This is a genomic window from Nonomuraea harbinensis, assembly GCF_019396385.1.
Classification (GTDB): domain Bacteria; phylum Actinomycetota; class Actinomycetes; order Streptosporangiales; family Streptosporangiaceae; genus Nonomuraea; species Nonomuraea ferruginea.
Window position 1 is genome coordinate 107,638 of record NZ_JAHKRN010000005.1, and the last position, 17,009, is coordinate 124,646.

11 protein-coding genes and 1 tRNA gene are annotated in these 17,009 nt (G+C 71.9%); 3 read left to right on the forward strand and 9 right to left on the reverse strand.

Annotated features, from left to right (window positions below):
- Positions 1-23: 23 nt before the first annotated feature.
- Positions 24-100: transfer RNA gene (locus KME79_RS07100), tRNA-Lys, on the forward strand.
- A 244-nt stretch (positions 101-344) separates the two neighbouring features.
- Here the strand turns inward: KME79_RS07100 and KME79_RS07105 are convergent.
- Positions 345-734 carry a VOC family protein gene (locus KME79_RS07105; RefSeq protein ID WP_219543769.1) on the reverse strand — a complete coding sequence of 130 codons (390 nt, stop codon included), beginning with the start codon at positions 732-734 and terminating at the stop codon, positions 345-347.
- 60 nt (positions 735-794) lie between these two features.
- On the opposite strand from KME79_RS07105, the gene KME79_RS07110 reads away from it, so the two are divergent.
- Positions 795-1,418 carry a TetR/AcrR family transcriptional regulator gene (locus KME79_RS07110; RefSeq protein WP_308248822.1) on the forward strand — a complete coding sequence of 208 codons (624 nt, stop codon included), beginning with the start codon at positions 795-797 and terminating at the stop codon, positions 1,416-1,418.
- 79 nt (positions 1,419-1,497) lie between these two features.
- On the opposite strand, the gene KME79_RS07115 is transcribed toward KME79_RS07110, so the two are convergent.
- The 8 genes from KME79_RS07115 to KME79_RS07150 form a co-directional block, all read right to left on the reverse strand.
- Positions 1,498-2,028 carry a hypothetical protein gene (locus KME79_RS07115; protein WP_219543770.1) on the reverse strand — a complete coding sequence of 177 codons (531 nt, stop codon included), beginning with the start codon at positions 2,026-2,028 and terminating at the stop codon, positions 1,498-1,500.
- The gene (locus tag KME79_RS07120) at positions 2,021-2,533 is read right to left on the reverse strand and encodes a hypothetical protein (RefSeq protein WP_308248823.1); all 513 of its coding nucleotides are present in this window, start codon (positions 2,531-2,533) and stop codon (positions 2,021-2,023) included. Before KME79_RS07120 ends, KME79_RS07115 begins: the two co-directional genes overlap by 8 nt.
- Positions 2,534-2,587: 54 nt before the next feature.
- Positions 2,588-12,091, reverse strand: a complete 9,504-nt coding sequence (locus KME79_RS07125) for a WXG100-like domain-containing protein (RefSeq protein ID WP_219543772.1) — start codon at positions 12,089-12,091, stop codon at positions 2,588-2,590.
- Between the two features lie 10 nt (positions 12,092-12,101).
- The gene (locus tag KME79_RS07130) at positions 12,102-12,443 is read right to left on the reverse strand and encodes a hypothetical protein (protein WP_148029601.1); all 342 of its coding nucleotides are present in this window, start codon (positions 12,441-12,443) and stop codon (positions 12,102-12,104) included.
- On the reverse strand, positions 12,440-12,838 hold the full coding sequence (locus KME79_RS07135) for a YbaB/EbfC family nucleoid-associated protein (protein ID WP_261808343.1): 399 nt from the start codon (positions 12,836-12,838) through the stop codon (positions 12,440-12,442). Before KME79_RS07135 ends, KME79_RS07130 begins: the two co-directional genes overlap by 4 nt.
- Positions 12,839-12,928: 90 nt before the next feature.
- A complete protein-coding gene (locus KME79_RS07140) occupies positions 12,929-13,372 on the reverse strand; it encodes a UCP033725 family protein (protein WP_219543773.1) in 444 nt (147 codons plus the stop codon).
- Positions 13,345-14,232 carry an SseB family protein gene (locus KME79_RS07145; RefSeq protein WP_219543774.1) on the reverse strand — a complete coding sequence of 296 codons (888 nt, stop codon included), beginning with the start codon at positions 14,230-14,232 and terminating at the stop codon, positions 13,345-13,347. Before KME79_RS07145 ends, KME79_RS07140 begins: the two co-directional genes overlap by 28 nt.
- Positions 14,233-14,263: 31 nt before the next feature.
- Complete coding sequence (locus KME79_RS07150; protein ID WP_219543775.1) at positions 14,264-15,115, reverse strand: alpha/beta fold hydrolase; 852 nt, start codon at positions 15,113-15,115, stop codon at positions 14,264-14,266.
- A gap of 112 nt (positions 15,116-15,227) precedes the next feature.
- Between KME79_RS07150 and KME79_RS07155 the strand changes: the two genes are divergently transcribed.
- The gene (locus tag KME79_RS07155) at positions 15,228-17,003 is read left to right on the forward strand and encodes an ATP-binding protein (RefSeq protein ID WP_246639416.1); all 1,776 of its coding nucleotides are present in this window, start codon (positions 15,228-15,230) and stop codon (positions 17,001-17,003) included.
- The last annotated feature ends 6 nt before the right edge of the window (positions 17,004-17,009 follow it).

The window sequence follows — 17,009 nt, forward strand, 5'->3', positions numbered from 1 at the left end:
CGCCGGTATATTCATCCCCGCAAGCGCCGCTAGCTCAGTTGGTCAGAGCAGCTGACTCTTAATCAGCGGGTCCGGGGTTCGAGTCCCTGGCGGCGTACCACCGCGAGAAACCCCAGTTCACTGTGCTGAACTGGGGTTTCTTGGTTGTGGGGCGGCTGCTCTCCGGCTGGGCGGCTCAGTAGACGGAGCAGCCGACGCGGACCGGGACCTTGGCGGACCAGCGGCCGGACGCGATGCCGCCGGATCGGAGCCCGCTTGGAGGGCGTCGGCCGCCGCGTCCGCCGTTTTGTCAGGCGGCGGTCCTCAGTCGGCGAGCAGGGCGAGCACGGGCAGGCGGAGCGGGCTCATGGCCGCCTCTGCTGGGTGTAGAGCCGGATCTCGATGCCGTCGGGGTCGGTGATGCCACCGATCAGCCATCCCGCGCTGCCTTCGGTGATGCCGGAATGACTCACCTCGATGGCGTTCAGGTGGTCGGACCAGGCGTGGAGCTCCTGCAGGGTCGGCACGGCCAGCGCGAGGGGATCGAACCCGCTCCACCCCGCGGCTCGCCGGGGCTCCTCGCGCAGCGCGATCATGAGCGTCTGCCCCGCGTCGGTCAACGCCACGCCGCGCAGCACGCCGTCCTCGACGAACTCGATCGCCACCTCAAGGCCGAGCACGCGGCGGTACCACTCCAGGCTCTTGTGGACGTTGGAGATCGGCAGCTTGACGTGGTGGAACCCACCTAAGAGCATCGTGCCTCACCCCTTGTAGCCGTACTTTAAAGCTATACTTTAAAGTGATACTCTAAAGTCGTGGAAGACGTCAAGAGCCCGATGCGTCGCTCGGCCCAGACCAGAAGCCGCATCGTGAAAGCCGCTCAAGAGCTGTTCGTCATGCGGGGCTACGCCGGGACGACGTTCCAGCTGGTCGCCGACACGGCCGAGGTGTCGGTGCAGACGGTCTACTTCCATTACGGGACCAAGAGCGAGTTGCTCAAGCACGTGGTCGACGTCGCCTCCGCCGGGGACGACGAGCCCGTGCCGCTCCTGCAACGGCCCTGGTTCGCGGCCTTGCGAGCGGCGAAGGACCCTGCGGAGGTCGTACGAGGATGGGTCCATCAGAGCGGGGTCATCCTCGACCGGGTCGCACCCGTGCTGGCGGTGGTCCGCGACGCGGCGGGCGGCGACCCCGGCATGGCCGCCCAATGGGCCGCCAACAGTGAGCAGCGGCACACCGCCCACGGCACGGTCATCGCCATCCTGGCCGGCCTCGGGGCCCTGCGGCCCGGCTTGACCGAGAGCCGGGCCACCGACATCACCGTGGGGATCTTGTCGCCGGATCTGTTCCTGGTGATGACGCGCGAATGCGGCTGGCCGACGCCGCAGTGGGAGGACTGGGCCGCCGATCAGCTCTCCTACGGCCTGCTGTCTCCCTGACGATCGGGCGCGCCGGCGCCCGGCCGCGCGGGAGGATTGTCGAGCAGACAGCCGACGGGCTCGGTCAGTGTGGTGGCTGTCAGCGGCCGTGCAGGCGGAGGAAGTCGTCCAGGCTCGCGCGGTAGAAGGCGAGATCGAGCTCCAGCTTGCCCCGGGTGAGCCTGCCGGGCTCCGACTCGCGCAGCGACCTGCCCGCCTCGGTCCAGAAGTCCTCATCGGACAGCTCGGCCGCGCCGTCGGGGAAGAACTTCAGCGCCTCCGCCACGGCGTCGGCGGCGAACCGCCAGCCGGTCGCGACCTCGTCGAACCTCCCGGCGTCCGACGGGTCGGCGGCGAAGGACAGCGCGCCCTCCAGCGCCCGGCGCGCGTACGTGTCAGCGACGAGCACCCACTGGCCCGGGTCGATCAGCTCCGACAGGCCCGCGCCGAAGGTCAGGTCCTGCTCCCGCGCCCACGCCTCGGACTCCTGGGGCACGAACACCTCAGCGTCGCCGAGACGCACCAGCCAGCCGTCGGCCACCTCCTCGGTCGACGCCCCGCGCGAGCCGCCGGCCAGGTCGAGGTGGACGTACGCCTCCACGAGCGTACGGGCGAGACCCTGCTCAGGCATGCCGGCCCACCAGACCCTGGTAGGTGTCCCTGACGACCAGCAGCCGGTCTAGCTGGAACCGGCCGGGCTCGGCCGCGCGCACCCGCTGCCCGCGCTCGGACCAGAACCCGTCGTCGGGCACCGCGTCCGCGCCCGGCGGCACGAACTTGACCACCTCAGCCACGGCCGCAGTCGCCACCCGCAGCACCCGCTCGGCCTCGGCCGGGTCGTCGACCGGCACGTTGCCCGCCGACAGGTCGGACACCCACAGCCACTCGCCCGCGTCGAGGAGCTCGGACGGCTCGGGGCCGCCGAACGTCGGATAGCCGGCCGGCATCACCGGGCGCTGAGGCAGGCCGAACAGGTATTCCCTCGGGCTCGCGCATTCCTGGCACGCGCCGGAGTAGCGGTTGGCCAGCTCGCCTTCCACGGTGACCAGCCCGCTCTCCCAGGTGGTGTCGGCGGACCCGCAGGCACACGGATGCAGATCGAGATAGAGGTGTGCCTCGTCTCTCGTCCTCGCCACCGCGAAAGCCATAACCGTCCTCTCGTCCGGGGTTCCCATCATGCACGACCCCGATCACGCCCGGACCGCGCCGGCGGGCTCCCGGGGTGCGTCCGCCGGAGCCTGGGCTCCCGCGCCGCGGCCGCAGGTGCACGGCTCGTCCTCCGGGCAGCGGCACTCCCACTCCGGTGGGTACCAGCCGGTGGCGTTGGCGAGTGTCCGGAGCCGCTGCAGGTGTGCGGGCCAGTCGCGGGGCCGGGCGCCGTTCGCGAGCGTGGCGAGCTCGGCGGCCACCGGCGCGGACAGGAGCCGCAACACCTCCGGGCGGGTGGCGGACACCAGGTCGAACAGCGTGCCCAGCCGGCCGGGCCGCTGCGCCGCGGTGGCCGCCCGCACCTGCCGGACCGCCTCGTTCAGCTCCGCCAGGGCCGCGTGGTCCGCCGCCGCCTGCCCGCGAGCCTGCGCGATCGCCCGCGCGGTCGTCGCGGCGGCGGCCCGCTCGTTCGCCCCGATCGTGAGCCTCCCGTCCACCTCGTACGTGACGACATGCTGTCCGGAGGGCTGCCCCGAGGAGGGGGCCGCGGCCGGTCGCACCTCGACGCGGACGGACGGGTGGCCGGGCAGCAGGATGTCCAGGACGCCGGGGCTGGGCGCGTGGACGCGACCGCCCAGGTGGGCGGCGGCGCGCTGGACGGCGGCCGCGGCGGCCGCCTCCGGAAGGGCCGGCCGGTCCCCGGCCGCGAGCGGGTCGACGGCCGGGCCGCCGTTGAGCAGCCTGGCGATCCTGCTCTGCTGCTCCGGTGCGGCCGTGCGCGAGCCGGTGCCCCAGGGCGACGGTGGTGTGTGGCCCCGCTGTTCGAGGTCGGCCGCGATGGCGTCGATCGCGTCGGCCAGACCGGAACGCGTGTCGGGGTCCGTGGCCGCACGCCACTTGCGCGCCAGGTGGGTGTGCTCGTCCAAGCGGGGGACCAGGCACAGGTCGTCGCCCTCGTGAGCCTGCGGCGACGGTCTGATGACGCCCTGCGGCGCACCGGCCGCGGCCGCCGAGACGGCCTGCGCGACGTGCGAGAGCTCGTGCACCAGGACCGACGACACCACGTCAGGGTGGATCCGCTGCCAGAGGCGCACCAGGTGCGGCTCCTCGGGGGTGCCCGCGCGCACCTCGGTGGCGCCGTTGAGATCCGCGCCGGGATCCTCGATCAGCACCCGGACGTGCTGGTCGGGCGCGGCGGGGAACTGGACGGTCAGCAGGTCGCCGGACGTCCAGGACAGGTGCGCGGCGGCCCCGCCCAGGTCGCCCGCGGGCAGGTCCTGCGCACGCACCTCGGCCAGGTCCAGATCCGGGTCCCCGTCGGGCCGCCCCGCCCTGTCGAAGATCGTGTTCGCCAGGGCCGGAGAGGGCGCGCCGCCGCCGGACCAGCCCTGGGCGACGCTGCCGCCCACCGGCGCGTGCGACTTGCGGACGTCGGCGGGCCAGACCGGCTTCCCGACGTCCACCGCGAAGACGCCGTGCTCGTTCAGCGCGTGCGTGACCTGCCGGACGAACGAGCCGGGCACCGGGGAGTTCATGAACACGTCGCGCAGGTCGAGGCGGACGTTGTCGGCGGCCTCCAGCAGGGCGGGGGACAGGGTGGCGAACGCCTCGGCGAACCCGCCGTCCGGCTTCGCGCTGCGTAGCGAACCGTCGGGGGACGCCACGTACTCGTGCATGCCCACCGCGTCCCGGACCCGCACACGTGCCGGGATGCCGCGCTCGCGGGCGGCGAGGCGAGCGTCCTGCACCACCTTGATCAGCCCTTGGCGGCCGGGGCCGGGGACGAACATGAACGGCCTCGTTCCCGGATCGGAGGCGGGAGCGAGCCGTACGTTCGACTCCATCCGGGAGATGATCTCCTCGAGCTCCTGCTGGGTGAGGACCACGTCCGCCCAGCCGCTCGCGGCGCCCGTCATGTGGACGGGGTCGCCGACGGCACGCTCCTCCTGGTCCGGGCGCCGGGCGACGTTCTCGAACTTGAGGTCGTAGTCCACCCTGAGCCGGACGATGAACAGCTTGGCCTGCTCGAAGCTGCTGCGCTCGCGCCGGGCGCCGTGATGGTCGTTCACGCTCTCCGACGCCTGCTCGCCGCCGCGCACGCCGCCGTTGAGGCCCGAGTCGCCGTCGCTCTCGCCGGCGTTCACGCCGACGGGCAGCACCCGGCTGCGGGAGATCGAGACGTTCTGGGCCTCGGCCTTCCTGTCGACCTGGCCCTTCTCCGCATCGAAGGGTCCGGCGATGACGGTGAGGTCCGAGGTGCGGGCATGGATGGTGACGCGGGCGCCCTGGTTCTTGAACCGCATGCTGGCGACCCGGATCACGTTGCCCACCGGTCCCGACATCCGCTCGAAGGCGGGCAGCAGGGCCGACCGTGACAGACGCTTGACCAGCTGCGCCCGGCTTTCCCGGACGGCCTTGGCGCCGATCATCTTCGACAGCTGCTGGTTGATCACCTGGAACAGATCGGGCTTGACCGGGTCCTCCCACAGCGCCTCCGGGAAGAGTCCGGACCGCAGTTCGGCCAGCCGGGGGTCGCGCACGGTGGAGACCGGTCCCGGGTCCTGGTCGGCGGGCATGATCATGCCGGACGGGAGGCGCCGGGTGACCGCGGCGGGGAGCACGACCGGCGGGCCGAAGACCGGCTCGGCGCCCACCGCGTTCCGGGAGACCTGGACGACGGCGATCATGCCCTGACGGATTCGGTCGTTGCCGATGAACAGGCCCAGCCGGTTCAGCCGCACGCCCGTTTCGGTGTTGGAGTGAGAGAACGAATAGCCCCGGTCGGACGAGAGACCGGCCCCCTGACCGTCGCCGTGGTCACTGCCGCCGTAATCCAGGCCGGCCGCTTGGGAACCCGCCCGGGACTGTGAGCGGTTGTGTTCGCTGTAGAGGTAGTGCTGCTTGATGATCCCCGAGAGTGACGAGTGCGTGAGGGCCTCGGCCTGCCGGAGGCCCTCGGGGTTCATGGGCAGCAGCCGGTACCTGACCGTCAGTTCCTCGGCCGGCCTCGTCTGCGTGATGTCCGTATGCAGCCCGTAGGTCTTCTCGAAGCCACGAGGCGACCACGCGTCGTCAATGTGGATCCTGATGGCGTTGTCGGAGAAGTCGGTATCCAGTTGGTCCCGCATGTTCGGTCTCTGGGCCAGCACGTCGGGAGCCTGGGCCCGGATGGCGGCCACCACGGCGTCGGCCGCGGGGACCACCTCGCCCTGCTCGTCGGTCATGACGACCGACTCCACCAGCCCCATGCCCGTCGCCCCTTCGAACGACGGCGCCACCACGATGCTGCGGGAGCGCTCGATGAGGTCGGCCGCCTCGCTCAGCACGTCCTGGAGCCGCTGCTCCGCTTCGTTGCTCGGGGAGCCCGGGGCCGGGCCGAGTCCGGTCAGCTCGTGCATCTTGTCGAGCAGCGCGGCCGGCGTGTGCCGGTCGGCGTAGCCGACGTCCTGGCCGGTGTTCCGCGCCTGGGCGACGTCCTTCAGGTACTTCTGCGCGAGAGGTACGGCCACCGTGGCGTCCAGATCCAGGCTGCCGTTGAGCAGGCGCTCGATGGCGTCGCTCACCAGGTGGGCCGGCAGGTTCAGCTTGCCCGCCGAGTACAGGACCAGCGCGTCGTACTCGGGGATCGAGAACAGCGCGGTGCCCGCCGCGCCGGCGGTCTTCGTGCCGCCCAGCCCGATCTGCTCCGCGATCGGCAGCCCGGGCATGGCGCTCTCCGAGCCGGTGAGCGTGAGATCCACCGAGGACTTGATGATGTACTGGCGGCCGAACTCGATCAGAAGCTCTTCCGTGCCCCAGATGTCGAGGACCGAGGCCGACGTGGAACTGCCACGGAAGCGGGCGGGCGCGCCGAGCGTGGCGCTGTCGCCGGTCTGCCCGGCGTCGTCGAGGTCGCCGAGCTTTCCCGAGCCGCCGATGGTGTGGCCGGACGACCCGCCCCAGGACACGCCGGCGCTGCCGAGCCCGAAGAGGATGTCGCCGCTCACCTGGTCGACCACCGCCACGACCTCGGACTCGCCCAATTCCCCCGACACCGACAGCGACGACCGCAGCGGAATCCCGTCGGCGCGGACGACGGTGTCGGTGACGATGGGCCGGGTCAGAAGCTTGACGTGCGAGATCAGGTTGCGCACGTTGAGCATCGAGAAGATCTTCTGGAACGCCGGGGAGCTCCTGCGCGTCGCCCGGGGCAGCACCTCGCGCGCCGCGTCCATCCTGCCGGGCACGTCCAGATACAGCAGCTTCATCTTGGCCTGGGCCTCCGCGGACACCTTGCCGAGCGGGGCGGGCGGCGTCGCGGTGTCCGGTGGCAGGAGGTCGGCGGCGAACAGCAGCTTGGCGGTGATCTCATCGGACGCCAGCACCGTCGACTTCTTGCCGTGCAGGAGCTCGGCCGTCAGGTCGCCTTCCAGCAGGAAGATCGAGACAGGGCCCTTGGTCTCGTGGAGCAGCACCTCGTTGTCCGTGTTGCCGGAGCTGGAGCCGATCGTCAGAGTGTTCTGGTAGTCGTACTTGCCGGCGACCTCGTGCGTCGTCCCGTCATGTCCCTCCGGGGGACCGTCGCCCACGCCGACGGACAGGCCGCCGCCGCCGTTCCTGGACCGGCCGGCGGCCCAGGCCGAGGTGTCGGAGCTGATCTCGAGATTGACCACCGTCTCGGAGTCCGTGTGGCCGACGTAGGTCACTCCGCCGGCGAAGTCCTGCTTCAAGGAGATCTTCAGCGAGAAGTGCTCGGGTGCGCTGTTGACGCCCAGCTGCACCAGGTCGAAGACGATGCCGTCCTGCGCGAGCGAGTCGTACGCGCTCCTGATCCGGTGCTCGGACAGCTGCTCGGTGACCTCCTGCAGGTTGAGGATCTGGGCGGCACGCGCGAGTTCCCCGAAGGCGTACTTCGGCTTGCCGTTGACCGTCTTCGGGACGAGGCCGCGCTCGGCGAGCTGGTCCAGCACCTTCTGCCGGAACCCGTCCAGCCCATCGATGTCCTGGACGAGGGCGGGTCCCGCGCCGCGCATCTGCCCGGGACCGTCGCCGAGGAACGAGGGCAGCTCGGCCTTGCGCCCAGGCGGGGGATCCGGATCCGGGTCGCCCCGCAACACCGCGTTCCCGTCCGCGTCGGTGACCGGTTCGCCGTTCCGGTACTTCAGCGCATGACGGTCGACGGGCAGCCCGAAGCGGTAGGCGGCCGACTCCCGCATGCTCGCGGTCACCATGCTGCGCGTCGTGGGCAGCGTGATCGGGGGCTTGCCGAACCGCTCCACGGTGAACGTGGTCTCCACCGCGAACTGGTGGGCCTGCTTGCGCTTGGTCTTCCTGTGCACGCCCGGGTGGATCGTCTGCTTGTTGCCCGTCGACGAGTACGATCGCGACCCGCCCACGGCGCCCTTGACCTTCGGCCCGATGGTGGGGCCGTAATCGCCTGGACCGTCGACGTCCTCCAGCGCGTTGATCCGGAGCCCGGCCGAGAGATCTCCGCCGAGCGACCTGTTGGACGACACCCCGCCGGGAGCGGAGACGAAGTCGACGAGGACCTCTTCCTCCCACTCCTCGGAGGTCGCGCCGCCCAGTGGCTCGGCGGTCACCAGCACGATCCTGCTCTCGGCGCGCACCCGCGCGTGCGGCCGGCCGTCGACGGTGAAGACGCGCTCGATCCCCGTGTTGACCGCGTCCCGCAACCGGTGGGGCAGCTCGCTGGTGACGAAACCGTGCAGGTTCCCGCGGGAGACCTCGCCGATCTTGGCGTAGTCGCCGCCGAGTTCCCGCGCGATCGCGTCGAACGCGTCCTCCAGACCGGTCATCTCGCTGACCACGAGGTTGGGGAGCTTCGGGTCGCGCTGATGCTCGGGGATCCGGACCAGCTTGCTCGGCCGCTGGTCGGCGTAGGAGTGCGAGATCCACAGGCGTTGCGAGCCCGGGTCTCCGGGTGCGCCGGTGTCCACCACGGTGGTGCCCCGCCAGGCGGTCTCCCGCCCGGTGCGGATCTCGACGGTCCACCTGGCTGCGGCGTCGAACAGCAGGGACTCGCTTCTGTTGTCGGCGACGGAACCCCCCTGCGCGTACATGCCGGCGCCACCCGTCGTGGAGTTGCCGCGCCCGCCGGCGCCCCCGATGCTGACACCCAGGACCTGGGTCAGCGTCCGGTACCACTCGCCCTCCGGCATGAGCTTCGCCAGCACGCTGGTGTCGAAGCCGCCGGACATGCCGCCGCTGCTCGACTGGGTCGCGGAGACCGTACGGGCCGCCTGGAAGAACAGGCCGACCATCATCTCCGACGCCTTGACGCCGGAGTCGAGCACCTCGAAGAGGTCGGAGAGCGTGAGCTTGAGCCGGATCTCCGCCGCCGTGGAGCCGTGGCCCAGGCGCAGCACCAGGCCGTCGGGGGAGACGATCCGGTGGAAGTCCGCCCGCACGGCGCGTTCCAGCTCGTCCGGGGTGAACCGGTGCCTCGCCCCGTTGCGTTCCAGGAGCTCGTTGACCGTGGTGGTGAGGGCGGTCAGGTGGGCGAGCGTGCCCGCCGGCATGGCGGTGCCCAGGGCGGCCTGCTGCGGCAACGCCATGGTCATCGTGTTGAGGTAGCTCAGGTGGCGCCGCCGGGCCAAGGCTTCGATCCGCCGGGCGCTCTTGGCCGGGCCCGGCTCTCCGCGATGGTTGGGCCTGGGCGCCTGCTGCAACGTCGACAGGAGCTGTTCGTACGTCTGCCTGGACTCGACGGCCCGGATCAACGCACTCTCGTACGCCTTGGCGATGCGGAGGTGCCGGCGTTGCGCGGCCCGGTGCAGCACGTGCTCCTTACGCGCCGCCCTGGCTCGTTCGAACCGGCCCGAGTCATGCTGCCGCAGCGCCTTCCGGGCTTCCTGGGTGGAGTTGAGCGCCTGCTCGCGCTCCTCGGCGGCGCTGGCCCGCAACGCCGTGACCTGGACCTGGAGATCCTGCTCGGCCTTGGTCAGCGTGTCGATGATGGACGCGACCTCCTCGGCGGACGGTCGTCCCTCCGGCAGCGGCGGCGTGTGCTGCCGCCGGGTTCTCTGTTTGGGCGCCCACGGCGGCAGGGGCGGGGTGTGCTTACTGTCGCGCAGCGCGCGGGCCACGCCGTCGATGTCGAGGGCGAGCAGCCGCTTCTCCGGCATCGTCGGAGCGTTGTCCCACTTGTCGGCCAGCATCGCCATCTCGTTGAGCCGGGCGTCCACGCACGCATCCCGCCTGGCCTGCTCGGGATTGGGGCGACGGAGGACCGGCAGCCGGTCGGCGCGCAGCCGCTGCAGCGTGTCGGTGATCTCGTGCAGCCAGACCCTGGACAGCTGATCGCCGGCGACGCGCGGGTTGAAGCTGACCTTGTGGGGGCGGTTCTCGTCGGAGTCGTTCCTGACCCTGGTCCGGGCCATCTCGTCGCGTTTGCTTCTCCGGTCCACGACGGGGCGGAAGTAGTGGGTGCCGTCGGTGGTGTGCACCGCCAGCGTCGTGCCGTCCTGCGACCAGGTGAGGCCGGTCACGGTCCCGTCGAGGAAGTACTTGGTGAGCAGCTCGTCGGTGGCCGCCCGCACCTCGGCGAGGGTCAGGTCGGGGCCCTGGCGGCCGTCGGTCACGTACCGGGTGCCGGGGATGGGTCTCGACGTGACGGTGCCGGGCTTGCTCGTGTACGCGCCCGCGGCGGGGTCCTGGCCGGTGGTGGCGGTGGGGGCGGGGCCTGCCGCCTGGGCCGGGTTCGCGGGCGTGGTGGTCGCGCCGTCGGCGGTGACCGTGGTGTCTTCCGGGGCCCGCGGCGTCGTGGTGTCGGGCGTGCCTTCGGTGGTGGGCGTCCCGTCCGCACGGACGTCGCCCTGCGCGGTCTGGTCGGCGGGGTTCTCGGGGTTCTGGGCGGGCTCGCCGGGATTCTGGGCTGCCTGGCTGGTTTCTCCAGGATTTTGGGTGGTCTGGCCGGTTTCTCCAGGGTTCTGGGTGGGCTGCCTGGTGTCCCCGGGGTTCTGCGTGGCCTCTCCGGGGTTCTGCGTGGTCCCGCTGGGGTTCTGCGCGGTCGGGTCGGCGGTTCGCGCGGGCTCGCCCTGGGGCTGGGCGTCGGGCGTCGCGGTGGGGGCCGACTCGCCCGTGGGTTCCGCCGTGCTGTCCTGCCCCGGGGTCGTATCGCTGGTGGCGGTGGTTCTGGCGGTGCGGTCGGTACGCGCGTCCGGCTGGTTCCGGTCGCCGGGCTCCGCCGGGGCGGAGGTACGCCGCTGCGCGGCAGGGTCGGTGTCCGGGCGGCCGGTGTCGGGGCTGCCGGCCGGTCGCGTGGCGCCGCCGCTGGCCGCCGGGGCGCCGGCGCGCGCGGGCTCGGCCGTACGGGCGGAACCCGGAGCCCCGTCGGGGTCGGGCGTGCCGTTCGACGGGTTCCCCGCCGCCGGGCCCGGAGGGTCGCCACCCGGGGAACGGGCGGCGTCGGTGCGCGCGGCGGAGTCGTACGCGGAGGCGAGCGTGGACACCGGGTTGGCCAGCGCGGAGTAGACGTCGGGATTGAACGGGCTGATCGACCCCGCACGCCCGGCGCCGCCGAGGAACCCGCCCATCATGGACTCGGCCGTGAACGGGTTCTGCCACTGGCCGTAGACGGCGCCGTTGGCGAAGAAACTGCCGACCGGGGAGGCGATCATGTTCGTCGCGCCGGTGGTCAGCGCGCGCCCCGCGAAGCCGGGCACCGAGCCGGTCACCCGGGACACCGGCCCGGACAGCCGGGTGCCGATGACCGCGCCCGCACCCGCGCCGATGACCGCGGCCTGCGACTTCTTCCAGTCCCACTCCTGCCGGGTGCCCATCCGGATCTGCTGGTACTGGGCGACGGCGTCGATGAAGAACTCCTCGCCGATCTCCTCGACGAGCTCCCGGCCGAGCGAGGTGGCCAGCAGCCTGGCGATGACGCCCCGGCCGGTGGCGCCGCTGAGCGTGGTCACCCTGGCCAGCCGGGACGCGGTCAGCGACCTGCCGCCCACGGTGGCCAGCCTGACGAGGATGCGGCTGATGGCCGCGCGGGCCGCCGCCGCGTACGGCCCGATGATGGCGGTGGTGGACCCGGCGCTGAAGAACGCGGCGATGAGGGCGATGGCGATGGCCACGACCGTCACCCAGAAGGCGACGTTGATGGAGAGCTTCGAGTACTGGGTCTCGACGGCGAAATTGTTGGCCTGCTGCCCGTACGCGTGCGCGTTCGCCGACACCCCGGCGAGCCCGCCCTCGTTGCCGTACAGGACCTGGGCCCTGGAGACGAACTCCGCGGTGGAGGGCGAGTTCCAGCCGGTGGCGACCGTGCGGGCGGCCGTGCCCGCGTCCTGCGTGCTGCCGACGGCGGTCGTGCCGAGGTCACCGTACGCGTGAGCCAGCTTCGACAGCCCGCTCTCGCTGGCCTCCGGCCACTTCTGCCCGGCCGACAGCATGGGGATCAGCCAGTTGACCACCCAGTCGGGCAGTGCCTCGGTCTCCCACACGGGCTGGACGTCGCTGTTGATGGTGACCAGGGCCGACACGCTCGGCTGCCCACCGCCGCCCGGTGCGGTGGGATTGGTCGGGCCGCCGTTGACCGCCACGCCGGAGCTCTCAGACCTGCCGCATCATCGCGGAGAGATCCTCTTCCATGGCGGTGCTCACCTGCAGGGTGTTGCCGACGGCGGCGCGCACCCTGCCCGGCTCGCCGGAGATCTCCTGGCACAGCTGCGCGCACTGGTCGAGCAGGAGGTTCGGGCCGTTGCCCTGGAAGTGGGCGTTCCAGAACGCCACGCCCTCGGCGCCGGTGCCCCACGGCGCGGCGGCGAGGGCCGCCTTGACCTTGGCGACCCGGTCGGACAGTTTCTCGTCGAGGTCACCGGCCATCGTGTCCCACTGGGTCAGCCCGCGGTCCACGGTCGGTTTCATGATCTCCGTACCGTCCCAGAGTCTCACGTCCGGCCCTCCATCCGGTCGGCGAGCCGGTTCATGGCGGCTTCGAGGTCACCGTCGAGGTGCGCCTCGAACTCCGCGCGGGGGATCACCGGCTCGAAGATCTCGGTGACGCGTTCCCTGGCCCTGGCCACCGCCCGCCGCGTCGTCTCGGTGATCGTGTCGGCCAGGTGCCGCGCGTCGGGACGCCGGTAGATGCGCGGGTCGAGATCGAGCCTGACCAGCTCCCCGCGCGCCCCGACCGTCACCGACACCAGGCCGTCGCGCGACTTCTCGGTGACCTGGACCTCTCGCGCCTTCGCGTGCAACTCCAGGCTCGCGTCCTGGATCTGGCGGAACATGTCGCGCAGTTCGTCGGCGTACGCGCGCATCGCCGCCACGTCAGGGAGGGACTCCACGGACACCTCCCCCATCCCCGGCGAATCTGATCACACACCCGTATTACTGATCAGTTTCCGTCACATGAACATCAGAAGGCAAGAGGTGCATCAAAGTGGTGAATCTTCCCCATTGAGTGGTACGGCGTGCTCCTGCGGATCGTTCACCTCTTCACGGGGCACCCAGAGGCGGTACACGCCGCGCTCGATCCGTTCCAGCCCCAGCTCCCGCGCGGTGAGCGCGGAGCCGCCCAGATACTCGAGCAGCAGCAGCCCGTCACGCTCGTCGCGCACGTCGAACCGCTCGCCCCGCCAGTGGCACACCGTCGTCACGAAGTCCAGGGCCTCGCACTCCGCCACGGGCACCGTGCGCACGTGACAGCCGGGCTCGACCTCCTCGAAGCCGTCCGCCGGATCGGGGCTGCGCAGCCGCACCCACAGTTCGAGGGGGTGCGGCTCGGGGCTGGCCACGTAGTCGGCGCCCCGCCAGCGGGCACGGTAGTGAGCACCGTAAACAGCAGGGCCTGTCACGTCCGCGCCCCGATCAGCAGCCATCGCCGCAGGTCGCCGTGGTAAAGAGCGCGCCGGTGCTCGGTCCCGGCCTCGGTGAGCTCCCAGATCTCCGCGCCGTGCGGCAGGATCACCCCGTACACCTTGTACTCGCGGATGACCTGGTCCACGTTCGGCGCCAGGCCCAGCCCGGTGAACGGCGGCTCCTCGACCACCCATCCGGCCACCGCGGCCCTGCGCTCCTCGTCGGTCCCGCCGTACGGGGTGCGGTAGAGGCCGAGGCCGGCGGGGCGCCAGCGCAGGATGTTGAGCGAGCCGTCGGAGGTCAGCATGTCGGGCTGCCCCAGGGCCTCGGCGAGCACCGCGGGCGTCGCGATGTGCGAGACGTCCAGCGCGTGGTGGCAGTATCCGGAGATCCTCGGCTCGCCTCCGGTGAGCAGGTCGTGCACGCCGCCGGGGGAGAGCAGCTTCTGCACCGCCGGGACCCCGGAACCGGGGGCGATCAGCAGGTCCTGGGCCAGCGTGGGCACCGCCAGCCTGGCCAGCGTGCCCGACTCCAGCATGAAGGAGACGGGCAGCCCCGGATTGACCGCCAGGCCCCACCGCGGGTCGGGCCAGCCGGCCGCCAGCTCGACCGGCGACGCGATCCGGCAGTGCGCGGCCACGCCGCCGGTGGCCAGCCGCATCGCCGCCACCGAGGTGAACGCCGGCACCCACGTCCGTTCGGCGTCGGCGGCCGTCGCCCAGGCCGGAGCCTCGGTCCCGGCCGCCGCGCCGGCGGTGATCGGCAGCGCCAGGTCGGCGTCGCGGAGCAGGCTCAGGCACAGGGCCGTCTGCCCGTCCTGATGAGCGGCCCACAGCCGCTCCTCGAACGGCGTGGCCGGTTGATGATCGATCGACGTCACTCTGCCCAGTCTGCCCGGTTCGTCGGCCCCCCTATGCGGACAGGACCCGGCGGAGCGTGGCGGCGAAGCCGTCCGGGTCGCCCGCCATGCCGAACTGGCCGTCCAGGAATCCGCCGTGGTGGCTGGGGAAGACCACGGGCTCCGTGCCGAGCCGCGCGGCGACCGCCACGCCCGCGCGGTGCGCCAGCTCCCCTTCCGACTCGGCGCCGACGCCGATGACGATCCGGGTCGGCGCCGCGCGCAGCGCCTCGAAGTCGTGCTCGTAATGCGTGCAGGTCATGAGATTCTGGGCGAACATCGGGTCGTCGCGGGAGCCGTCGTCCTCCGCCGGGAACCCGAGCTCCTCCGGCTTCTGCACGGGCAGCTCGGCGAAACCGGCGGGAACCTCGCCCCGCAGGCTGGAGACCGCGATGAACTTCGCCATCGCCGCGCCGAAACCGTCGCGATCGTACGTCCGGCAGATGTCCACCACCGAGGCCAGCGCCCCCTCCCGGTCCGGCAGGGCCTGCGCGGCCGGCGGCTCGTGCGCCACGAGCGTGCGCACCTGCTCGGGGTGCCGGGCCACCAGCGCCAGCGCGTTCACGGCGCCCCCGCTGCTGGCGAAGACGTCCACGGGCCCGCCGCCGAGCGCGCCGATCAGCCGGTGCACGTCGTCGGCGTGCTGCTCGGGCGTCGACTCGCCGCCGCCGTCCCGCTCGCTGCGCCCGATCCCGCGCGGGTCGTACGTCACCACCGTACAGTCACGGAACCGCCCGACAAGGGCGGTGAACCCGCTGGCGTCCATCGGGCATCCGATCATCAGCAGGATCGGCGCGTCGTCCGTCTCGGCCTGGTGCACGTCGTAGGCGAGAGTCGCGCCGGGCACCTCAAGGGTGTGGGTCATGTCGTCGCTTCCTTCCCAGTCATCCTGAAATGTAGACCCACGAGAGGCGGCGAAGTCATCGGTCGCGTGCTCCTTGACGGGGGACTTCTGTCACCCTGGCCCATTACCCTGCATGGAGGCGTTGATGGGGGTGGAGGGCTTCGTGACGGTCAACGGGATGACGAGCGTCGATGTGGCCTCCGTGGCCGCGGGGGCGGTCGGCCGGGTGCTGGGCACACAGGCCGCCTCGCCGCTGTCGTTCTGGATCGGGCTGGAGCCGGGCAAGGTGGTGCAGCTCGACGACGTGGTGGTGACCAAGCGCGAGGTGCCCGGCCACGGGCCGCTGGTGATGGCCGGCGTGGTGACGGCCGTGGAGGCGCGTCACGAAGGCGCGGCGTACGACTCCGACGTGTTCCTGATCGCCGAAGGGGCGCTGCCCGCGGCGGTGGTCGAGGTGGCCGAGGTGCGGGTCACCCGGGTCGAGCCCGAGGTGTTCGTGCCGCCGCTGCCCGGGGCCACGGTCTATCTCGCCGGGGCGGGCGACCGCGACCAGGCGCTCTACTTCGACGTGATGGAGCGCCGGGTGCCGCTCGGCGTGGGCCGCGACGGGCAGCCGCTCTACGTCAACTTCGACTTCCTCGACGGCACCCGCGGCGCCCACGTGTCGATCTCCGGCGTCTCCGGCGTCGCCACCAAGACCTCGTTCGCCACCTTCCTGCTCTACTCGATCTTCAACTCGGGGGTGCTGGGCGGCGAGGCGGCCAACACCAAGGCGCTGATCTTCTCGGTCAAGGGCGAGGACCTGCTCTTCCTCGACCAGGACAACGTCCGCCTCGACGAGCCGGCCAAGGCCGTCTACGGCCGGCTCGGGCTGCCGGCCAGGCCGTTCGGCAGCGTCCACGTGTTCGCGCCGCCCCGGCCCGGCGACCCCAACGGCGTCCCCCACGTCTCCGCCCGCACCCACGGCGTCAGCTCCTTCTACTGGACGCTCGTCGAGTTCTGCCAGGACGAGCTGCTGCGCTTCGCGTTCGCCGACGCCGACGACGAGCGGGCCGGCTACTCGCTGCTGGTCGGCCAGGTGGCGGCCCGGCTCAAGGCGTGGGCGGAGCCGGTCGGCGACGGCGGCGCCGTGATGATCCAGGGCACCTCCTGCCGCACCTTCTCCGACCTGGTCGAGCTGCTGTCCGACCAGCTCCAGGACGAGGGCAGCCGCCCTCAGTGGACCGGCGCGCAGACCCCGCTCGGCACCGTCAACGCCTTCCTGCGCCGGCTCAGGAGCGCCGTCCGCGCGCTGTCGCCGATCATCCGCGGCGACCTGCCGTTCTACCGCAACCACTCCGTCAGCACCTCCAGCGCCCAGGTGACGATCGTCGACCTGCACAACCTGCCCGAGCGGGCGCAGCGGTTCGTGGTCGGCGTGGTGCTGCGCGGCGAGTTCCACCGCAAGGAGTCCTCGGGCACCGCCAAGCCGCTGCTGTTCGTGGTGCTCGACGAGCTCAACAAGTACGCGCCGCGCGAAGGCGACTCGCCGATCAAGGAGATCCTGCTCGACGTGGCCGAGCGCGGGCGCAGCCTCGGCGTGATCCTCATCGGCGCGCAGCAGACCGCCTCCGAGGTGGAGCGCCGCATCGTCGCCAACAGCGCCGTGCGCGTCGCGGGCCGGCTCGACACCGCCGAGGCCGCCAGGTCCGAGTACGGCTGGCTGCCCCCGGCCGTCCGCGACCGGGCCACCATCGCCAGGCCCGGCACCATGTTCGTGGCCCAGCCCGAGATCCCGGTGCCGCTGGTCGTCGCCTTCCCGTTCCCCGCCTGGGCCACCCGCCCGTCCGAGGCGCTCGCCCCCGCCGAGGCGTCGGCCGATCCGTTCCAGGGGCTGCCCGGCGTCGAAGACGACATCCCGCCCTTCTGAGAGGTC